This is a genomic window from Streptomyces sp. CoH27, assembly GCF_020181035.1.
GTDB classification, from domain to species: domain Bacteria; phylum Actinomycetota; class Actinomycetes; order Streptomycetales; family Streptomycetaceae; genus Streptomyces; species Streptomyces camelliae.
Window position 1 is genome coordinate 52,564 of record NZ_JAIQYY010000032.1, and the last position, 17,891, is coordinate 70,454.

At 72.8% G+C, this 17,891-nt stretch carries 17 protein-coding genes; 15 read left to right on the forward strand and 2 right to left on the reverse strand.

All coding sequences use genetic code 11. From position 1 onward, the window contains the following. Positions 1–170: 170 nt before the first annotated feature. On the reverse strand, positions 171–1,235 hold the full coding sequence (locus tag LE548_RS37980) for a biotin/lipoate A/B protein ligase family protein (protein ID WP_225101625.1): 1,065 nt from the start codon (positions 1,233–1,235) through the stop codon (positions 171–173). 134 nt (positions 1,236–1,369) lie between these two features. On the opposite strand from LE548_RS37980, the gene LE548_RS37985 reads away from it, so the two are divergent. The 12 genes from LE548_RS37985 to LE548_RS46745 all read left to right on the forward strand — a co-directional run bounded on the left by LE548_RS37985 (position 1,370) and on the right by LE548_RS46745 (position 13,771). Continuing rightward, on the forward strand, positions 1,370–3,184 hold the full coding sequence (locus tag LE548_RS37985) for a gamma-glutamyltransferase family protein (protein ID WP_225101610.1): 1,815 nt from the start codon (positions 1,370–1,372) through the stop codon (positions 3,182–3,184). A gap of 89 nt (positions 3,185–3,273) precedes the next feature. After that, a complete protein-coding gene (locus LE548_RS37990; RefSeq protein WP_225101611.1) occupies positions 3,274–4,119 on the forward strand; it encodes an inositol monophosphatase family protein in 846 nt (281 codons plus the stop codon). 193 nt (positions 4,120–4,312) lie between these two features. Then, a complete protein-coding gene (locus LE548_RS37995; protein WP_225101612.1) occupies positions 4,313–5,731 on the forward strand; it encodes an NAD(P)/FAD-dependent oxidoreductase in 1,419 nt (472 codons plus the stop codon). Next, positions 5,728–6,237, forward strand: a complete 510-nt coding sequence (locus LE548_RS38000) for an O-acetyl-ADP-ribose deacetylase (protein WP_225101613.1) — start codon at positions 5,728–5,730, stop codon at positions 6,235–6,237. The genes LE548_RS37995 and LE548_RS38000 overlap by 4 nt, the downstream gene beginning before the upstream one ends. Positions 6,238–6,525: 288 nt before the next feature. Continuing rightward, positions 6,526–7,719 carry an ATP-binding protein gene (locus LE548_RS38005; RefSeq protein WP_225101614.1) on the forward strand — a complete coding sequence of 398 codons (1,194 nt, stop codon included), beginning with the start codon at positions 6,526–6,528 and terminating at the stop codon, positions 7,717–7,719. Next, complete coding sequence (locus LE548_RS38010) at positions 7,716–8,561, forward strand: roadblock/LC7 domain-containing protein (RefSeq protein WP_225101615.1); 846 nt, start codon at positions 7,716–7,718, stop codon at positions 8,559–8,561. The genes LE548_RS38005 and LE548_RS38010 overlap by 4 nt, the downstream gene beginning before the upstream one ends. After that, positions 8,558–8,941, forward strand: coding sequence for a DUF742 domain-containing protein (locus tag LE548_RS38015; protein ID WP_225101616.1), 384 nt, complete (start codon positions 8,558–8,560; stop codon positions 8,939–8,941). Before LE548_RS38010 ends, LE548_RS38015 begins: the two co-directional genes overlap by 4 nt. Positions 8,942–8,944: 3 nt before the next feature. After that, positions 8,945–9,505 carry an ATP/GTP-binding protein gene (locus tag LE548_RS38020; RefSeq protein ID WP_225101617.1) on the forward strand — a complete coding sequence of 187 codons (561 nt, stop codon included), beginning with the start codon at positions 8,945–8,947 and terminating at the stop codon, positions 9,503–9,505. Between the two features lie 12 nt (positions 9,506–9,517). Beyond that, positions 9,518–10,885 (forward strand): cytochrome P450, encoded by a 1,368-nt coding sequence (locus LE548_RS38025; protein WP_225101618.1) that lies wholly within the window; start codon positions 9,518–9,520, stop codon positions 10,883–10,885. A 94-nt stretch (positions 10,886–10,979) separates the two neighbouring features. After that, complete coding sequence (locus LE548_RS38030; RefSeq protein WP_225101619.1) at positions 10,980–12,245, forward strand: cytochrome P450; 1,266 nt, start codon at positions 10,980–10,982, stop codon at positions 12,243–12,245. Further along, entirely contained in the window at positions 12,242–13,018 is a 777-nt protein-coding gene (locus LE548_RS38035) for an enoyl-CoA hydratase/isomerase family protein (RefSeq protein WP_225101620.1), read from the forward strand. Before LE548_RS38030 ends, LE548_RS38035 begins: the two co-directional genes overlap by 4 nt. Positions 13,019–13,426: 408 nt before the next feature. Beyond that, positions 13,427–13,771: a MarR family winged helix-turn-helix transcriptional regulator gene (locus LE548_RS46745; protein ID WP_374116227.1), complete on the forward strand. Its 345-nt coding sequence runs from the start codon at positions 13,427–13,429 to the stop codon at positions 13,769–13,771. A gap of 147 nt (positions 13,772–13,918) precedes the next feature. On the opposite strand, the gene LE548_RS38045 is transcribed toward LE548_RS46745, so the two are convergent. Beyond that, complete coding sequence (locus tag LE548_RS38045) at positions 13,919–14,437, reverse strand: hypothetical protein (RefSeq protein WP_225101621.1); 519 nt, start codon at positions 14,435–14,437, stop codon at positions 13,919–13,921. 175 nt (positions 14,438–14,612) lie between these two features. On the opposite strand from LE548_RS38045, the gene LE548_RS38050 reads away from it, so the two are divergent. Genes LE548_RS38050 through LE548_RS38060 form a run of 3 tightly spaced genes read left to right on the forward strand, consistent with a single transcriptional unit; the run spans position 14,613 to position 17,573 of the window. After that, positions 14,613–15,530 (forward strand): methylenetetrahydrofolate reductase, encoded by a 918-nt coding sequence (locus LE548_RS38050; RefSeq protein WP_225101622.1) that lies wholly within the window; start codon positions 14,613–14,615, stop codon positions 15,528–15,530. Between the two features lie 50 nt (positions 15,531–15,580). After that, positions 15,581–17,065 carry an AlkA N-terminal domain-containing protein gene (locus LE548_RS38055; protein ID WP_225101623.1) on the forward strand — a complete coding sequence of 495 codons (1,485 nt, stop codon included), beginning with the start codon at positions 15,581–15,583 and terminating at the stop codon, positions 17,063–17,065. 16 nt (positions 17,066–17,081) lie between these two features. Beyond that, positions 17,082–17,573 (forward strand): methylated-DNA--[protein]-cysteine S-methyltransferase, encoded by a 492-nt coding sequence (locus tag LE548_RS38060; RefSeq protein ID WP_225101624.1) that lies wholly within the window; start codon positions 17,082–17,084, stop codon positions 17,571–17,573. Positions 17,574–17,891 lie beyond the last annotated feature (318 nt).

Below are 17,891 nucleotides of genomic sequence, written 5' to 3' on the forward strand. Positions count from 1 at the left end.
GTGGACTCGCATGGCTGTCGGGCTCGACCACGTTAGCCAGCGGTCAACGGGGCAAATCCGGCTATGTCGGGGTGCCGGAGCCGACGTACACGGAACTCATACGACCGTTTGGTCCAGGGGAGAGCAGTTCTTGACCCGCTGCTGAACCAGTGCCTCCGGCCGGGCCGCCGCTACGGCACCCGGGCCGTCCACTCCCCGGAGGAGAACTTGGTCCGCGCCAGCTCCTCGGCCCGCGCCAGCTCCTCGTCCGTGATCTTGCCCTGCGCCAGGCCGTACCGCGCGCGGAACGACTCGATCATCCGGTCGATGACCGCCTCGCGCGGCAGCCCGGTCTGCCGGCGCAGCGGATCAACCCGCTTCTTCGCGCTCCGCGTCCCCTTGTCCGACAGCTTCTCCCGGCCGATGCGCAGCACGTCGAGCATCTTGTCGGCGTCGATGTCGTACGACATGGTCACGTGGTGCAGCACGGCCCCCGGGCCGCCGTCCGGGCCGACCATCCGCTTCTGCGCCGCGCCCGCGATCTTGCCCTGGTCGGTCGCGATGTCGTTCAGCGGCTGGTACCAGGCCAGGATGCCCATGTCGCCGAGGGCACCGAGCACCCAGTCGTCCAGATAGGCGTAGCTGTCCTGGAAGGACAGACCCTGTACGAGGGAGTCGGGGACCGACAGCGAGTAGGTGATCGTGTTGCCCGGTTCGACGAACATCGCGCCGCCGCCGGAGATCCGCCGCACCACCTCGATGCCGTGCCGCGCGGCGCCCTCGGGGTCCACCTCGTTGCGCAGCGACTGGAAGCTGCCGATGATCACCGCGGGGGCGCCCCACTCCCACACTCTGAGCGTCGGCGGGCGACGGCCCGCGGCGACCTCGGCGGTCAGCACCTCGTCCAGCGCCATGTGCAGCGCGGGCGGCTGCGGGCGCTCGTGGATCAGCTGCCAGTCGTAGTCCGTCCAGTCCGTGGCGTGCGCGAGCGCCCGGCGCACCGCGATGCCGACGCCCTCCGAGGTCAGGCCGTACATGGCGGTCCCCTCGGGCAGCGCGGCGTCGATCCGCGCGGCCAGCCCCGCCGCGTCGGTGTCGGCCGGGGCGCCCTCCAGCGCGCGGTTCACGGCGTCCAGCGCCTCGTCCGGCTCCAGGAAGAAGTCGCCCGCCACGCGCACGTGCCGCAGCACGCCGTCCTCGGCCGCCACGTCCACGACGACGAGCTTGCCGCCGGGCACCTTGTACTCACCGTGCACCGTCACCGTCCGGGCCTCCGTCCTCCCGCTTCCCGCACGAGATCAACGGCCCGGCCCGCCGCCGTGTTCCCCGGGCGGTGATCACGCTCCTACGATCACCCGGGAGACGTACCCGAACCGAGGAGGCACCCCCCGTGTTCACCACCAGGCCCACCCTGCAGGGCACCTTCGGCATGGTGTCCTCCACCCACTGGCTGGCCTCGCAGTCGGCGATGGCGGTCCTGGAGGACGGCGGCAACGCCTTCGACGCCGCCGTGGCCGGGGCGTTCGTGCTGCACGTGGTGGAGCCGCACCTCAACGGGCCGGCCGGTGAGGTGCCGATCCTGCTCGCCCCGGCCGGCAGCGACGTGCGCGTGCTGTGCGGGCAGGGCGTGGCCCCGGCCGGCGCCACCGTCACCCACTACCGGGGGCTCGGACTGGACCTCGTCCCCGGCACCGGACCGCTCGCCGCCGCCGTGCCCGGCGCCTTCGACGCCTGGATGCTGCTGTTGCGCGACCACGGCACCAAGTCCCTCGACGACGTCCTGAAGTACGCCGTCGGATACGCCGAACACGGGCACGCGCCCGTGGAGAAGCTCGGTGCGACCGTGGAGAGCGTACGGCGGCTGTTCGAGACGGAGTGGACGTCGTCGGCCGAGGTGTATCTGCCCGGCGGCATGTCCCCCCGGCCGGGTGAACTCTTCCGCAACCCCGCCCTCGCCGCCACCTGGAAGCGGCTGCTCGCCGAGACCGCCGGCGCGGGGGACCGGGAGGCGCGGATCGACGCCGCGCGCGCGGTGTGGCGCTCCGGCTTCATCGCCGAGGCCCTGCTGCGCCAGTCCCGGCGGCCCGCCCTGGACACCAGCGGCGCACACCACACCGGCACGCTCACGGAGGCCGACCTCGCCGGCTGGTCGGCGAGCTACGAGACCCCGGTGACGTACGACTGGCACGGCTGGACCGTGTGCAAGGCCGGGCCGTGGAGCCAGGGCCCGGTCCTCCTTCAGCAACTCGCCCTGCTCCCGGACGAGTTGCCGCCGTACGGCTCCGCCGGCTACGTCCATCTCCTGATCGAGAACTGCAAGCTCGCCATGGCCGACCGCGAGGCCTGGTACGGCGACGCCGCAGACGTGCCGCTCGCCGAGCTGCTGTCGGACGACTACAACACCGGCCGGCGCGCCCTGGTCGGCGCCGAGGCCTCCCACGAACTGCGGCCCGGCAGCCCCGGCGGACGCACCCCGCGGCTGCCCGCGCAGGCACGCGCGCGCGTGGAGACCGGTGAGCGCGGGTTCGACCCGATGGGCGCGGGGGAGCCGACCGTCGCCGTGTTCCCCGGGGAGCCGCAGGTCGCCGCCGACGGCATGACCCGCGGCGACACCTGCCACCTGGACGTCGTCGACCGCTGGGGCAACATGATCGCGGCCACGCCGAGCGGCGGCTGGCTGCAGTCCAACCCGGTCGTGCCCGAGCTCGGCTTCCCGCTCGGCACGCGCCTGCAGATGGCCTGGCTGGAGGAGGGCCTGCCGAACTCGCTCACCCCGGGCCGGCGCCCCCGCACCACCCTCACCCCGTCCCTCGCGCTGCGCGACGGCGTGCCGGTCATGGCGTTCGGCACCCCGGGCGGAGACCAGCAGGACCAGTGGCAGCTGCACTTCCTCCTCGCCGCCACGCTGCGCGCCCCCGTCCGCGGCGGCCTCGACCTGCAGGGCGCCGTCGACGCCCCGAACTGGCACAACGACAGCTTCCCCAGCTCCTTCCACCCGCGCGGGCGGCGCCCCGGGAGTGTGACCGTGGAGTCCGGCACGGACGCCGGGGTGATCGAGGAACTGCGGCGCCGCGGCCACGACGTCACCGTCGGCCCCGCCTGGTCCGAGGGCCGGCTGTGCGCGGTGGCCCGCGACCCGGAGACCGGCGTGCTGTCGGCGGCGGCGAACCCACGCGGGATGCAGGGGTACGCGGTGGGCCGCTGACCATGCGCAGCCCCTGCTCTTCATCCCGATTCCACCCGGTGTGCACCGGGCGGGCGGGGATTGTCAGTGGGGCATGTTCTCATGGACGCATGCTCGAAGAGACGGAAACCATCGAAGAGTTTCTCACCCGCCGCTCGGCCGACGTGGAGGAGGCGGTGCGCGACGCCGCCGCGGCCGAGATCCTGCCCCGCTTCCGCCGCCTCGCCGAGGACGAGGTCGACCAGAAGAGCGGCCCGCACGACCTGGTGACGGACGCCGACCGGCTCGCGGAGAAGCGGCTCACCGAGGCGCTCGGCGCCCTGCTGCCCGGCTCGGTCGTGGTCGGCGAGGAGGCCGTGCACGCCGACCCGGCGACGTACGAGGCGCTCCAGGGCGACGCGCCGGTCTGGATCGTCGACCCGGTCGACGGCACCCGCCAGTTCGTGCACGGCGACGACGGGTTCTGCACGCTGGTCGCGCTCGCCCACCGGGGCGTCGTCATCGCCTCCTGGACCTATGCCGCGGCGCGCGGCCGGATGGCCACCGCGGTCCGCGGCCGGGGTGCCTTCCTCGACGGCGAGCGGCTCTTCGCGGGCACGCCCGAGCCCGGCCGGGACCTCGTCGTCGCCACGTCCCACCCGGACTACACCACCGACGAGCAGAAGCGCGCCCTGCGCGGCCTGTGGACCGAGGGGATCGCGCCCCGCCCGTGCGGCTCCGCGGGCCTGGAGTATCTCGCCATCGCCCGGGGCGAGTTGGACGCCGTCGCGTTCTCCTGGGAGGCCGCCTGGGACCACGCGGCCGGACTGCTCCTCGTCGAGGAGGCGGGCGGCACCCACCTCACCCGCACCGGCATCCCGTTCCGCGTCACCGGCGCCAACGCCCTGCCCTTCACCGCGGCCCGCGACACGGCGACGGCCGAACGGATCGCCGGCCTGCTGCGCACACCGGCCTGATTCCGGCGCAGGGGCCCGGCTCGGCCGGCCTCCGTCCCGGCTCGCCCCGGCCTCCGTCCCGGCTCGCCCCGGCCTCCGTCCCGGCTCGCCCCGGCCTCCGCCCCGGCCTCCCCCGGCCCCCGCCCCCAGGGAATGCCGGTCCCCCGGCATATCCTGATCCTCAGTGGCCATCGGCTGACGAAGGGGTCCGAAGGTGCCGTCGATGCTCGATGCGGTCGTGGTGGGTGCGGGGCCGAACGGGCTGACCGCTGCCGTGGAGCTGGCCCGCCGGGGCTTCTCCGTGGCCCTGTTCGAGGCGAAGTCCACCGTCGGCGGCGGCGCCCGCACCGAGGAGCTGACCCTCCCGGGCTTCCGGCACGACCCGTGCTCGGCGGCCCACCCCCTCGGGATCAACTCACCGGCGTTCCGCGCCCTTCCCCTGGAGCGCTACGGACTGCAGTGGCTGCACTCCGAGCTACCGATGGCGCATCCCTTCCCCGACGGCAGCGCGGCCGTGCTGTCGAGGTCGGTCGCCGAGACGGCCGCCTCCTTCGGACCGCGCGACGCGGGGGCGTACCGCAGACTGGTCGAGCCGTTCCTCGCCCACTGGGACACCCTCGTACGGGACTTCATGTCCCTGCCCCTGACCGCGCTCCCGCGCGACCCCCTCACCCTGGCCCGCTTCGGACTGGCCGGCCTGCCCCCGTCCACGTGGCTGATGCGCCGCTTCAAGGACGAGCGGGCCAAGGCCCTGTTCGCGGGCCTGGTCGCGCATGTGATGTCGCCGCTGGACGGTCTGGCCACCGGTGCCATCGGCCTGGTCTTCGCGCTGGCCGCACACGCCCGCGGCTGGCCGGTGCCACGCGGCGGCTCCCAGGCGATCTCCGACGCCCTCGCCGCGTATCTCACCGACCTCGGCGGCGCGGTGCACACCGACTACGAGGTCAAGCGCCTGGACGACCTGCCCCCCGCGCGCGCGTACGTCTTCGACACCTCGCCCACCGCGCTCGCCCGCATCGCCGGCTTCGGTGACACGTATGCGCGCTACCGGTACGGCCCCAGCGTCTTCAAGATCGACTACGCGCTGGACGGCCCGGTGCCCTGGACCGCGCCCGAGGCCCGCGTCGCCACCACCGTGCAGCTCGGCGCGAGCCAGGCCGAGATCGGCACCGCGCTGCGCGCCGCCTCGCGCGAGGGCCGCGCCCCCGACCGGCCGTTCATGATCACCGTGCAGCCCGGCATCGTCGACCCCACCCGCGCGCCCGAGGGCAAGCAGGTCTTCTGGGCGTACGGCCATGTCCCGGGCGGCTGGTCCGGTGACCTCACCGACGCCATGGAACGCCAACTGGAGCGCTTCGCCCCCGGGTTCCGCGACCGCGTGCTCGCCCGCGCCACCGCCGGCCCCGCCGAGCTGGCCGCCCACAACGCCAACTACGTCGGCGGCGACATCGCCTGCGGCGCGGCCTCCGGGCTTCAGCTGCTGCTGCGCCCCAGACTGTCCCTGTACCCGTACCACACGCCTCATCCGGCCGTCTTCATCTGCTCCTCGGCCACCCCTCCGGGACCCGGTGTGCACGGCATGTCGGGGCACAACGCGGCCAAGGCCGTATGGCGGAGACTGAGACAGACATGACCACCATCACCCTCGTCCAGGGCGACATCACCCGGCAGAGCGCCGACGCGATCGTCAACGCCGCCAATTCCTCGCTGCTCGGCGGCGGCGGAGTGGACGGCGCCATCCACCGCAGCGGCGGTCCCGCGATCCTCGCGGAGTGCCGGGCCCTGCGCGCCTCCCGGTACGGCAAAGGCCTGCCCACGGGCCAGGCGGTCGCCACCACGGCGGGCGACCTCGACGCCCGCTGGGTCATCCACACGGTGGGCCCGGTGTACCAGGCCTCGGGAAGCGATCCGGCGCCGCTCGCCTCCTGCTACCGGGAGTCGCTGCGCGTGGCCGACGAGCTGGGTGCCCGCACGGTCGCGTTCCCGGCGATCTCCACCGGCGTGTACCGGTGGCCGATGGACGATGCGGCCCGGATCGCGGTGGAGACGGTGCGCAGCACACCGACAGCGGTCGAAGAGGTGCGGTTCGTCCTCTTCGACGAGCGCGCGTACGAGGCGTTCGCCGCGCAGCTTCGCTGACCCTGTCAACCGGCATATTTCCGGAACGGATTCCCGGGCGTCATCCCCACGTCACAATCCGCCTGTGGAGCAGGGCTGTTGGGGTGTCTCCGCGGTGCACAGGTTCACCTAAGTGAGTGATAGCATCCCCGCGTCTGTGACCTTGGTCCCCTCGGCTCAGGCGCCGCGGAAAACGCTCTCAGCCCGGTTCTTCGCAACCGCGGCCGAGTCGTGCCCGGTTGGTCGTGCCACCGGCTCCCCGGTGCCCGTCCGCCAGCGGCCGCAGGCTACCCGCCAGGAAAGGTTTCCATGATTCGAGACGTACTTGTGTGGTGCCTGGTTGCCGTGACGGCGATCACGCTCGTCGTGGCCGTGGCCCTCAGTCGTCGCAACAAGGCCATCGCGGCGAAGAAGGCCCGCGCCGAGGCTGCCCTCACCCAGAGACTGAGCGAGGCCGACGCCCAAGTCGCCGCTTTACGAGCGGAGTTGCACCAGCACCGGACCGAGCATGCCAAGAGCATCCAGGAAGCCGAGGAGGCGGCCGAGGACAGCACCAAGGCCGTCCTCAAGGGCTCAGCCCGCTTCCTGCAGAGCCTCGCGGCCGAGCAGTTGGCGCTGCTGGAGGAGATCCAGCGCAAGTACGGCGGCCACTCGGTGCTGGGCGACCTGCTCGAAGTCAGCCACGCCAACGCGCAGATGGCGCGCAAGGCGCAGGGCATCGCGGTGATGTGCGGTGCGCCGCTGGGCCGTCGTAACCGTCCCGCGAGCGTGTACGACGTGGTACGCAGCGCGCAGGGGCAGATCCGTAACTTCCGGCGCGTCGAGATCATGCAGCAGACGGGCTTCGCGCTGAAGGCGTCCACCGTCTCGCCGGTGGCGCTCGCCGTCGCCGAACTGCTGGACAACGCCGCGAGTTTCTCGCAGACGGGCTCGCCGATCGAGGTGACGTTCCAGCGGGTGCAGAAGAACCTGTGCATCGTCATCGACGACGCCGGTGTCGGCATGAACGACGAGGAGCGGCAGAAGGCCACCGACCTGCTCTCCGGTGACTACCGCCCCCGCCTGTCGCAGCTGGGCAACCAGCCGAAGTTCGGCTTCCCGGTGATCGGCCTGCTCGCGCAGCAGTACGGCTTCCGGGTGGACGTCACCGGTGTCTCCCGCTACGGCGGCGTGCGCGCGGTCGTCCTGCTGCCGGAAGAGCTGTGGACCGAGGAGGAGGCCGCTCCGGTCGTGGATGCGCAGGAGACCGGTGTCCGCGGCACCGTCGGCCGGCCCGAACCCGTCACGCGCACCAAGCACGGTCTGCCCCGGCGCGGCGCCCGTCAGGTGCCCATCGCCAGCGTCCCCGACCACGACGAGGCCACCACCTCGCTCACCGTGCCGCCCGCCGCGGCGGAGGAGGCCGGGCGTGCGGCCGGGCGCAGCCTGGGTGCCTTCCAGCGCGGCACGCTCTCGGGCCGTAACCTCGCCGCGGCCCCGTCCGAAGGGTCCGATGAGGCATGATCGAGGACCTGTCGTGGATGCTTGAGGACATCGTGGCCAATGTGCCCAGGGCACGCCACGCGGTCCTGCTGTCCGCGGACGGCCTGCCGCGCGGTTCGACCGAGGGCATGGACGCCAAGGACGTACGGACGATCTCCGCCGCCATGGCGGGCATGCAGTCGCTCAGCCGGGCCACGTCCCACTTCGCCGGTCCCGGCGAGGACCGGGAGTGGAACCAGACGATCATCGAGTTCTCGCACGGCTGGATCTTCCTCATCGGCGCCGGGCAGGGGGCCTATCTGGCGGCGGCCGCCGCGCCCGACGTCGACATGCAGCAGATCTCCTTCCGCATGCACCGCCTCGTCGCCCGGCTCGGCAACAACCTCACCTCGCCGCCCCGGGTGCACGCCGAGGACGCCGGGGAGCGCACCGGACAGCCCCGCGCGCAGGCGCAGGCGGGGCGGGGCACCGGGATCCCGATCGCCGACCTCGACGAGGTGATCGGCCAGGTGCGCGGTGCCCGGCACGCCGTACTGCTGGGCGCCGACGGCCTGCCGCGCGGCGCGACCACGGGCATGAGCCAGGACCTCGCGGACACCATCTCGGCGGCGATGACCGGCATCCACGCCTACAGCCGTGCCACCGCGCAGTTCGCCGGGCCGCTCAAGGAGGCGCACTGGCGCCAGACGGTCATCGAGTTCCAGCACGGCTGGATCTTCCTGATCTCGGCCGGTCACGGCGCCTTCCTGGCCGCCGCGGCCCAGCACGACGCCGACATCGAGGAGTTCACCACGCGTCTCCATCAGGTCGTACCGCACCTGAGCCGGGACCTGGCACCGCGTGGGGAGGCGAGCCGCGCATGACCGGCGAGCCGGACGAGGAACTGGAGCTGACCTCGGCGTTAGTCCCGCTCTTCGTCATCACCAACGGCCGTTCCCTGCCCCCGGAGCACGCCTACGAGCGGACGGCCCTGGTCTCCGCGAGCGAGGACGCCGTCGCCTCGGCGCGCACCCTCTCCCCGGAGGCCCGGCAGGTCCTGGACCTGGTCAAGGACGGTTTTCTCTCGGTGGCCGAGGTCGCCGCCCACACCCGTCTGCCGCTGGGGATCGTCCGGATCCTCCTCGCGCAGATGGAGGACAACGGTCTGATCGTCGCGCGCAAGCCCGTTCCCCGCGCCGAGCGTGTCGACCGAGAAGTGCTCAGCGCCGTGCTCGACGGCCTCAAAGCCCGATTCGGAGCGTGATTCGTGTACCTGGATTCAGGTGTCCGCACCGCGGTGAAAGTCCTCGTGGTGGGGCACTTCGGGGTCGGGAAGACCACGTGCATCGGAAGCATCTCCGAGATCGAGCCGCTGCGGACCGAGGAGGAGATCACCGAGGCCAGCGAGGGCTTCGACGATCTGTCGGGCACCCCCGACAAGACCACCACCACGGTCGCCATGGACTTCGGCCGCCTCACCATCTCCGACGAAGTGGTCCTGTACATGTTCGGCACGCCCGGACAGGAACGCTTCAAGGAGATGTGGGAGGAGCTGTCCCGGGGCGCCCTCGGCGCGCTGGTCCTCGTCGACCCCGAGCGGCTCGACGAGTCCTTCCCCATCCTCGACCTGGTCGAGCGGTTCGGACTGACGTACGCCATCGGCGTCAACCACTTCGACGGGACGCCCGGTTACCCGCTCGCGGAGGTACGGGAGGCGCTCAACCTGTCCGCGGACACGCCCGTCGTCCCCTGCGACGTACGCGACGAGCAGTCCTCGGCGCACGCCCTCATCACCCTCGTGCGCCACCTTCTGTCCCTCATCGACTAGGAGCCACCCTCCATGCACCAGCGACCCGGCATACAAGGGCCACCCCCCGGCTGCCCCGCGCACGGCAACACCCAGCTCTACGGCCCGCAGTTCGGCTCCGATCCCGACGCGGTGTACGCCTATCTGCGCACGCTCGGCCCGAGCGCCCCCGTCGACATCGCGCCGGGGGTGGAGGTCGAGCTGGTCACCAGCTACGACGCCGCTCTGTACATCCTGCAGAACCCGGCGTCGTTCGTCCGGGACTCGCGGCGCTGGAACGCGCTGAACGAGGGCCGGGTCCCCGAGGACAGCCCGGCGCTGCCGATGCTGGGCTACCGGCCCAACGCCCTGTTCAGCGACGGCGCCGCGCACGCCCGGCTGCGCCAGGCCGTCACCGACAGCCTCGCCACCGTCAACGAGCTGCAGCTGGTACGGCAGACACAGGCGTCCGCCGACTATCTGATCAGCCGGTTCAGCTCCGAACGGCTCGGCCAGGCCGAGCTGATGGCCGAGTACGCCCAGCCGCTGCCGCTGCTGGTCTTCAGCGACCTGTTCGGCTGCCCGCCCGAGATCGGCGACCGGGTCATCACCGGCATCAGCGGCATCTTCTCCGGTACGCCGGGTGCCGACCAGGTGCTGGCCGAGGCGCTGGGCGAGCTGATCGCCCGCAAACGGCGCCAGCCGGGCGAAGACCTGACGACGCGTCTGATGCAGCACTCGGCACAGCTGACCGACGAGGAGGTGCTGCACCAGCTCGTGACGCTGCTGTCCGGCGGCACCACCCCGCTGTCCGCGGTCATCGGCACGACCAGCGCGCTCATGCTGGGCGAGGACTGGCAGGCGGACCTGCCGGTCGAGGACGCGGTCAACCAGGTGCTGTGGAACTACGCGCCGATCGCCAACTACGCGGCTCACTACGCGACGCACGACGTGGAGCTCGGCGGACGCGTCGTCAAGGCCAACGATCCGGTGCTCATCTCCTTCGCCGCCGCGAACACCGACCCCCGGCTGGCCGAGCATCGCGAGCAGCTCAGCGCCAAGGCCCATCTGGCCTTCGGAGCCGGGCCGCACGCCTGCCCCGCCAAGGACCCGGCGTTCGTGATCGCCGTGACGGCCGTAGAATCCCTGCTCAACCGGCTTCCCGACATCGAGGTCCGGGCCCCCTTCAAGGACCTGAGCTGGGTGCCGGCGCCATGGAGCCGCTCCCTGGTGGCGCTGCCGGTCCGGTTCACCCCGCGCGCCGTCGCGCCGGCACAGGCGCAGCAAACGGAACCGCAGCCGGCCGCCCCCGCCGTCCCGGCCGCGGCCGCCTCCCGGTCGATGGCGCACAGCGTGCCGGGCGCGTCGAAGCCCAAGCCCGGCCTGTTCAGCCGGTTCCTGGCATGGACCAGGGGAGAGTGACGAAGGCAACTCTCGTTCAATCGTCAAGCTTGTATGTACGCGTCAAGCGGAGGGTATGCATGGCGGCTGATGCCTAGATCGAGAAAGGGCCGTCGTGGAGACTGCGACAACCTCGCCAGCCGGAACCTCACCAGCCGACAGACGCTTCGCCGTCTCGCTCTTCTCCCGTCTGCGGACGGCGAAGGGCCAGGCCAACCCGTTCCCGATCTACGCCGAACTGCGCTCGCGGGGCGAGGTGGCCGCCGCACCCTGGGGCGGGCACCTCGTCACCGGCTTCGACGTCTGTGACCAGGTGCTGCGCAGCCGGGAGTGGCTGGAGCCGGACAGCGGCTGGCGCGAGCGGCAGGGCGACGGCACCCGCTGGACGGCGCCCTCCTCGCGGGAGATGAGCCGGACCCTGCCCGCGCTCAACCCCCCGGAGCACACCTGGGTGCGCCGCTCGGCCGGCATGTTCGACCGCGGCTCCCTGGAACAACTGCGGGACCCCGTGGGCCGGTTCACCGGCCGTTTACTCGACGCCCTGGCGGAGCGGCTGCGCGACGGCGAGACCGCCGACTTCAACGAGCTGGTGAGCGAGGAACTGCCGGTCGCCACCATCGGGCACTGGCTCGGGCTGCCCACCGCCGACTTCCCGCGGCTGCGCGAGCTGACCCACGACCAGGTCTTCACCCAGGAACTCCTCCCCTCCGCCTCCCAGTTGGCGCTCTCCGACGCGGCCACCGCGGAACTGCGCACGTATTTCATGGACGTGGTCCGCGCGCGCCGTGCGGCGCCGGGCGACGACCCGGTCTCCCGCTGGATCGAGGTCTGGGACACCATGGAGCCCGACCGCGACAAGGCCGACGAAGCCGTCTACTTCCTCGCCCTGTTCGTGCTTCTGGCCGCCCTGGAGACCACCTCCACGCTGTTGTCCACCATGACCCTGCTGCTCCTGGAACACCCCCGGCAGTGGTACCGGCTGCTCGTCCAGCCCGACCTGGTGCCCGCCGCCGTCGAAGAAACGTTGCGCTACGACCCGCCCACCCATGTGATCAGCCGTGTCGCCTCCCGCGACGGCGTCCTCGGCGACGTCGAGGTGCACGAGGGCGAGATGGTCCACCTCCTGGTCGGCGCCGCCCACCGCGACCCGGCCAGGAACGAGGACCCCGAGCTGTTCAACCTGCACCGCAAACCGGCCCACCTCGCCTTCAGCGGTGGCATTCACTACTGCCTCGGCGCGCCCCTGGCCCGCCTGGAGGCCCAGACCCTCCTCCGCCAGCTGGTCATGCGCTTCCCGCGTCTCACCCTCGTACGACGGCCGACGTGGGCCCCGCGCGTGGCTTTCCGCCGCCTGCTCGACCTGGATGTCGCCCTGTCATGACCGAAACCACCGGCCTCTACGACCCCCTGCCCGCCACCGCGCTGCGCACCGACTCGGCCGGCCCCGTTGTGACGGTCCGGCTCGGCGCGACCGCGGAGGACAGCACACTCACCGTCGCCGCCCTGGACGAACTCCTCGCCCTCCTCGACGGACTGCACGAACGGCCGGACGTCCGGGTGCTGCTCCTGACGGCGGACGGCGAGGACTTCTGCCTCGGCGCGGACCGCACCGAGTACCAGGCGGCCCTGGCCGGCGACCCCACCGGCGCCACCCTGCGCCGCATCGCCGACAAGGCCCACCGGGTGTGCGAGGCACTGGAGAACACCCATGCCGTCACCATCGCGCGGCTGCACGGCAAGGTCATCGGCGCCGGACTCGCCCTCGCCTCCTACTGCGACCTGCGCGCCGGGGCGGACGACTGCCGCTTCCGCATGCCCGAGATCGGCATCGGCCTGCCGCCCGCCTGGGGCGGCGCCATGGGCCGGCTGATCGCCGAGGCGGGCGCGGCACGGATCCGTGAACTCATGCTCACCTGCGACACGTTCGACGCGGCCACCGCGCACCGGCTCGGCCTGCTGCACAAGGCCGTGCCGCGCGAGGAACTGGACACGGTCATCGACGCCTGGGTACGGCCGCTGATGCGCCGCCCTGCGGAAGCGGTCACGCTCACCAAGCGCATGCTGGCCGGATACGCCCGCGCGGCCCGCACCGCCGACGTCGGCCTGCTCGACGCCCACCTCCTCACCGCCCAGCTCACCCGGCCCCGCCGCTGAGCACACGGCCGCCGCGCGCGGGATGCCGCCGGGAAACGCGAGCCTTCGGCGATGACACCGGGGGCGGTGGCGGGTGCGCGAGACCCGGGCGATCGGCCGGACTTGTCGTGGATCGAAGACAAGTCCGGGCCAACGCCTGGGAGTTGTTCCGCCGCTCGGTCCTCTGCTGCCGGCTCAGTCGCCGTAGTCGAAGTCCGGTGCGTAGTCCGTGAGCTCTGCGCGCACCCGTCGAGTACTCACCTTTCCCGGGCCGTGGTCCGCTCACCAGAGCCAAAGACGGCGCATCTCACCGGTCCAAAACCTGTGCCCTGGCGGGCGCCTTGCCCTGGCGGGCGGCGCTGTCCTGGTGGGCGCCTCGCCCGGGCCGGTGACCCCGTCCCGGCCGACGGCCCGATCAAACTGGCCGAGATGGCGGCGACCCTGGGCGTCACCCCGTCCACCGCCCTGCGCATGGCCGAGCGCCTGGAGGGCCTCGGCCTCACCGACCGGCGGGTCAACCCGGACAACCGCCGCGAGGTCGTCCTGCGGCTGACCCCGGCCGGCGAGGAACTGGTGGACCGGGTGCTGAGCCACCGCCGCGCGGAGATCCGCTCCCTGGTCGAGCGCCTGCCCGCGGCCCAGCGCGCCGGTCTGGTCCCGGCCCTCACCGCCCTCACGACCGCCGCCGCCGGCCTCGACCCCGCCCTCGCCCCGGCCGCCGAGGCGGGCCACGTGGCGGGCGTGGTCGACGATCCACTGAACCCGGCGCCGTGACCGCCCGGGACCCCCGGGCCCCGGCGGTGGCTGGGGAAGCCTGCCCGGCAGTACGGCCGCGAGGGGCCGCAGCCTTCCCGGTGAGCGCTACGGCTGTCGTGGCGGGGCCGTAGCTGCCCCGGCCCACAGACTCACAGGCTCATCGGCTCACAAGCACATCCAGCAGTACAGCCGCTCGTCGGCCTCGTGGGCCCGCCGGGCGAGCTGGATCAGTTCCTCGGCCAGCGGCCGTATGTCCTCGGCCTCGGTTCCGCGCAGCTCCTCGCACTCGGCCCACCGCGCGACCGCGGCGGGCACCTCCGCGTCGGGCACGGCCGTGAGGGTGTCCCGGACGTCGGTGCCGAGCTCGGTCACCCACGGTCCGGTGGCCCAGGGATCGTCGTCGTTCGCCGGTCCGTCCGGACCCGGAGCCGGGGTGGCCGGCCACACACATGTCTCCGAGACGATGTCCACCGACCAGGGAACCCCGCGGATCGCGGCGATCAGCTCTCCCAGGACGAGGACCGGATCCAGGCGCTTGGCCTCGACCCCGTCGAAGACGCCCGGCCGGGGGAGGACAGGCGAACCGCCGTCCGTACGCTCCAGCACCTTCACGACCGAGGCGGCGTCCGCCGCACGGAAGTAATCGGTCAGCACGCCCATCGGTCCCCCAGTCGTCTCGGCCACGCCGGCTCTCCCGGCTCCCCGGCCCCGCGGTTTCCCTTCCGGCCGGCACACCCGAGTAGAGCAGACACCACTGACAACGCCCGGCATCGCCGCCCCGCCCCGGGCTCCCCGTCCCCGCCGTGACATCATCGCCCGAGGTCAGGACCACAGCCGTACAAGGAGCACGAGGAGCACGATGACCCCCGCTCGCACCACCGTCCCGGTGGTCGGTGACGCCCTGCTGGAGGACTTCTCGCTGGAGATGACCGGCAAGGACGTGCCCCGGCTCCAGGAGGCGTGCGACAGCATCCCGCGGGGCACCCGGATCAACATCACCTTCCTCGCCGGGGAGGACCTCGGCATGCGGCTGGCGGCCGCCCGCGCGGTGAAGCGGCTCGGCTTCGTCCCCGTGCCGCACATCTCCGCCCGCCGCCTGCCCTCCCGCGCCGCCCTGGAGGAGTTCCTGTCCGCCCTGGCCGAGGACGGCACGGCCGAGAACGTCTTCGTCGTCGGCGGCGACCCCGCCCGCCCCGAGGGCCCCTACGACGACGCCCTCGCCGTCCTGCGCACCGGCCTGCTCCAGCGCCACGGCGTCCGCCACATCGGCATCAGCGGCTACCCGGAAGGCCACCCCGCGATAGCCGACGGCACGCTCTGGTCGGCGCTCACCGACAAGGCCGCGGTCATCGGGGCACAGCGGTTCGGCGGCGACGTCATCACCCAGTTCGGCTTCGACGTCGACCCCGTCCTCGACTGGCTGGAGGCCGCCCGCGCCCGGGGCATCGGCCTGCCCGTCCGTATCGGCGTGCCCGGCCCCGCGGGCGTACGCCGGCTGCTCGGCCACGCCACCCGCTTCGGCGTCGCGACCAGCGCCTCGGTCGCCCGCAAGTACGGCTTCTCGCTGACCAACCTCGTGGGCACGACCGGCCCCGACCGCTTCCTGCACGCGCTCGCCCAGCGTTACGACCCCGCGCGGCACGGCACGGTGAAGCTGCACTTCTACACGTTCGGCGGACTTCGGCACACCGCCGAGTGGATCGCCGCCTTCCGGCAGCAGAGCCGCGCCCAGGACCCCACGGTGGAACTCGCACCCCCGCAGGCCCGCGCACGCTGATGTCGGATTCCCGCCAGCGATCGTCGCACCCCGTGTCCGATCCTTGAGGCATGCAGACAGCGACGCACCTCGACCGGGAGCACTGCGTGCGTGCCGTGCGGTCCAAGGACGCGCGGTTCGACGGGTGGTTCTTCACGGCTGTCCTGACCACGCGGATCTACTGCCGGCCCAGCTGCCCCGTCGTCCCGCCCAAGCCGGAGAACATGACGTTCTACCCGAGCGCGGCCGCCTGCCAGCAGGCCGGTTTCCGGGCCTGCAAGCGCTGCCGCCCCGACACCAGCCCCGGCTCGCCGGAATGGAACCAGCGCGCCGACCTGGTGGCCCGGGCCATGCGGCTGATCGCCGACGGCGTCGTGGACCGCGAGGGCGTGCCCGGACTCGCCGCCCGGCTCGGCTACAGCACCCGCCAGGTCGAGCGCCAGCTCTTCGCCGAGCTGGGCGCCGGCCCCCTCGCGCTCGCCCGCGCCCAGCGCGCCCAGACCGCGCGGCTGCTCATCGAGACCAGCGCGCTGCCCATGGCGGAGATCGCCTTCGCGGCCGGTTTCTCCTCCATCCGCACGTTCAACGGCACCGTCCGCGAGGTCTTCGCCCTGTCCCCGAGCGAGCTGCGCGCGAGGGCGCCCCGCACCAGCGGCCCGGCGTCCGCCCCCGGCACCCTCTCCCTGCGGCTGCCGTTCCGCGCCCCGCTCAACCCCGACAACCTCTTCGGCCACCTCGCCGCCACCGCCGTACCCGGCGTCGAGGAGTGGCGGGACGGCGCCTACCGGCGCACGCTGCGGCTGCCGTACGGCCACGGGATCGTGTCCCTCGCCCCGCGCCCCGACCACATCGCCTGCCGGCTCACCCTGAGCGACCTGCGCGATCTGACCGTGGCGATCAGCCGCTGCCGGCGGCTGCTCGACCTGGACGCCGACCCGGTCGCCGTGGACGACCAGCTGCGCACGGACCCGTTCCTCGCGCCGCTGGTCGACAAGGCACCGGGCCGCCGGGTGCCGCGTACGGTCGACGAGGCCGAGTTCGCCGTCCGCGCCGTCCTCGGCCAGCAGGTGTCCACGGCCGCCGCCCGCACCCACGCGGCCCGTCTGGTCACCGCGCACGGCAAACCCCTGGACGATCCCGAGGGCGGACTGACCCACCTCTTCCCGTCCGCCGAGGCCCTCGCCGACGTCGACCCCGAGACCCTGGCCATGCCCCGCACCCGGCGCACCACCTTCACCACCCTCGTCCGTCAACTCGCCGACGGGACCCTCCACTTGGGCGTCGAGTCCGACTGGCCCGAGGCCCGCGCCCGCCTCCTCGCCCTGCCCGGCTTCGGGCCCTGGACGGTCGACGTCATCGCGATGCGCGCCCTCGGCGACCCCGACGCCTTCCTCCCCACCGACCTCGGGATCCGGCGCGCCGCAGGGGAGTCGGGCCTGCCCTCGACCCCGGCCGCGCTCACCGCCCGCGCCGAGGCCTGGCGGCCCTGGCGGGCGTACGCGGTGCAGTACCTGTGGGCGACCGACAGCCACCCGATCAACTTCCTCCCCGTGTAAGGACATCCGACCCGCCATGAAGCAGCACACGGTCATCGCGAGCCCCTACGGCCCCCTCACCCTCGTCGCCGACGACGGCGTGCTGTGCGGCCTGTACATGGAGGGCCAACGCCACCGCCCGCCGGAGGAGTCCTTCGGCAGTCCCGGCAGCCCCGCCGACCCGCCCTTCGCCGAGGCCGAGGAGCAGCTCTCGGCCTACTTCGCGGGCGAGTTGACGGACTTCACCCTCGAACTCCGCCTGGACGGAACCGCGTTCCAGCGCGATGTATGGCACCAGCTGACCCGCATCCCGTACGGCGAGACCCGCTCCTACGGCGAGCTCGCCGACGCCCTGGGCAATCCCAAGGCCTCCCGCGCGGTCGGCCTCGCCAACGGAAAGAACCCGGTCGGCATCATCGTCCCCTGCCACCGTGTCATCGGCGCGGGCGGCGACCTCACCGGCTACGGCGGCGGCCTGGACCGCAAACGCCGGCTCCTGGAGTTCGAGCGGGGCGCGGCCCTGTTCTAGGCCCTGTCGTCAAACTCCCTCCCCCAGCCTTCGGCCGGGAGGTGCCCCCAGCCCCGCGACGCCATGCACGCTCCCCCAGAGGGGGTACCCCCACTCGTCACACCGGGCCCCGGCCCACGTACGTCCAGTACGAGGGCCAGGGCCCGGCACGCCGACAGCACGCACCTACAGCGACATCAGCTGCTCCGCAGCGGGCGTGAGGCCCGTCCTCCGGGCGGACGGCGGGAGTTTGACGACAGGACCTAGTACTGCAACCGCATCTGGGGGTTGTGCCCTCGACGTTTGTAGTGGGAGCGGCGGGCTCGGGCCTGGCTGTGT